This is a genomic window from Planktosalinus sp. (assembly GCF_059864935.1).
Map to the genome: position 1 here is coordinate 1 of NZ_JCBCCK010000437.1, position 2,148 is coordinate 2,148.

Annotated in this window: 2 protein-coding genes; both read left to right on the plus strand. The window is 43.0% G+C overall.

Annotated features, from left to right (window positions below; translation table 11 throughout):
- On the plus strand, window positions 1-457 hold a 457-nt coding region (locus AC6F75_RS13055; RefSeq protein ID WP_500715532.1), incomplete at its 5' end, for a UDP binding domain-containing protein.
- A gap of 311 nt (window positions 458-768) precedes the next feature.
- The gene (locus AC6F75_RS13060) at window positions 769-1,977 is read left to right on the plus strand and encodes an AAA family ATPase (RefSeq protein WP_500715533.1); all 1,209 of its coding nucleotides are present in this window, start codon (window positions 769-771) and stop codon (window positions 1,975-1,977) included.
- The last annotated feature ends 171 nt before the right edge of the window (window positions 1,978-2,148 follow it).

Sequence of the window (2,148 nt, forward strand, 5' to 3'; positions counted from 1 at the left end):
TCCGGAGATCATCCTGGCCGGAAGACGCATCAATGATTCCATGGGCGACTATGTCGCTTCACAGGTGGTCAAGTCCATGATCAAAAAAGACATCTCCATCAAAGGCGCTGAGCTCCTGATGCTGGGCATCACCTTTAAAGAAAACTGCCCCGACGTGCGCAATACCAAAATTGTCGATGTGGTACACGCCCTTCAGGACTACGGTATCACCGTCACCATTTACGACCCGATGGCCAATCCGGATGAAGTCATGCACGAGTACGGCCTCAAATGCCATTCTACACTTGGTGCCACCTCTCCTTTGGAGAGGGGGTTAGGGGGTGAGGGCTTCGACGCCATCGTCCTCGGCGTAGCACACAAAGAGTTCCTCAATCTGGACTTAACACCCTTGAAAAAAGAAACAGCGGTAGTTTACGATGTAAAGGGAGTTTTGGAAAGTGCAGATATGAAATTGTAAGTAATGCAAATAACCCAGCCACACCCCGTTTCCCCAAAGGAATCCGTCGCGCAATAAAAAAAAGCCAAATCCCTTTGCGGCTTTGCGAAAAACCTTTGCGACCTTAGCTTGAACCCCACACAAGAGTGAGCAGCAAATAAGCAAATTTACCTGCCGTAGGTGTGGCCTGCCCGCCTGCCGATATAGGCTAGTAGTCGAAATGAAGGAGGATACGCAAATTCGCCCCGCCAACCCAATTTGTTATAAAACAACAAAAGTGTTTGATACTAAAAAATAAAGTTGTAGTTTAGTGCCAATCAAAACCAATCATCATGATATTGGAAAACACCCTTCGGGAAGTTGTGATTGCTCAAAAAAAAGCACGTTCAGGACGTGGTAAAGAGTTGTTGCGGGATCGATTGCATTCACTTCCACAGCTGCAATCTCATGCATTGATTGTATCGGGTATACGCAGATGTGGTAAGAGCACATTGTTATTTCAACTCCTGGAAGAACAGTATCCTGATGCTTTTTACCTCAATTTTGAAGACCCGAGGTTGTATGGCTTTGAACCCAATGATTTTTCACGCCTTGATTCCCTGATTGATGCACATCATGCCGAAGTATTATTTTTTGACGAACTTCAGATTATTGACGGATGGGAGCGCTTTGTGCGTCAAAAATTAGATCAAAATTTTCAGGTGATCGTTACCGGGTCAAATGCAGCTTTGCTCAGTGGCGAGTTGGGAACAAAACTTACGGGAAGGCATATTTCCATAGAGCTGTTTCCCTTTTCGTTTAAAGAATTTTGTGCTTTTAAAAAAGCAGACCCTACTCCAAAAGCGGTTGAAAATTACCTGCTCACAGGAGGCTTTCCCGAATATGTAAAGCGTGGGGACAATAGAATTTTACACACGCTTTTTGAAGATATACTGTTGCGCGACATCGCTGTAAGGTATGGAGTGCGAGATATTAAATCATTGCAAAAGGTGGCTTTGTACATCATTTCAAACATTGGCAAACCGGTTACGGCAAACCGTATGAAATCACTTTTTGAAGTAAGTGCCACGAGCACCATGATGGAATATTTTTCACATCTTGAAATGGCTTACCTCTTTTTCTTCATCCCCAAGTTCAGCTATTCCATTAGAAAACAACTCATCAACCCAAGAAAAGTCTATGCCATTGATACCGGTTTGATCAGTGAAAACTCAACCTCCTTTTCAGAAGACAGGGGCCGTAAATTTGAAAACCTGGTGTTTTTACACCTGCGCCAAAATTTTAAAGAAATATATTATTTCAATGAAAAAGGCGAATGTGATTTTGTGGTTTTTGAAAAGGGAAACTTTCGTGAAGCCATACAAGTAGGTATGCACCTCACTCCTGATAACCTTGACAGGGAATTAAACGGCCTCTTTGAAGCGCTTGAATTTTTTAAACACACACAAGGAACCCTTGTAACACTTAGCCAGAAAGATACCTATGAAAAAAACGGAATGAAAATTAGCGTTGTTCCTGCCCACGAGTTTTTTAAAATCTAATCACAAACCGCCGGAATCGCTGTTTCAAAGAGCAGCAAATGCGCTTTTAGAATAGAGAAACAAAATAAATAAAGTATTTTTGTGCACAGCTTAAATCAAATTTACCCTCCTACGGTATCCCCCTTCTCCCCCTTTGGTGGATGCGGAGGATGAAAACCTTCGGAGGGTACG